We start from the raw sequence: 351 nt of genomic DNA on the forward strand, positions 1-351 counted from the left end.
ACCAGCAGGCCTTCGAGGATGTGCAGGCGCTCCAGCACCTTGTCGAGACGGTGCTGCAAACGGCGGCGCACGGTGACCATGCGGAACTGCAGCCACTCGTTGAGAATCATGTCCAGGCTTTTCACCTGTGGCCGGCCATCGATGCCGATCATGTTCAGGTTGACCCGGTAATTCTTTTCCAGATCCGTGGTGGCAAACAGGTGGCTCATCAACTGGGGAATATCCACACGGTTGGAGCGCGGCGTGATCACCAGACGCGTGGGATTCTCATGATCCGATTCGTCGCGCAGATCGCTGACCATGGGCAGCTTTTTCTTCTGCATCTGATCAGCAATCTGTTCCAGCACCTTG

At 57.0% G+C, this 351-nt stretch carries 1 protein-coding gene; it reads right to left on the reverse strand.

Going from position 1 to position 351, the window contains the following annotated elements; all coding sequences use genetic code 11:
• On the reverse strand, positions 1–351 hold a 351-nt coding region (locus tag A3714_RS10455; protein ID WP_304439027.1), incomplete at both ends, for a DNA gyrase subunit A.

The organism is Alcanivorax sp. HI0007 (assembly GCF_001635525.1).
Lineage (GTDB): Bacteria > Pseudomonadota > Gammaproteobacteria > Pseudomonadales > Alcanivoracaceae > Alcanivorax.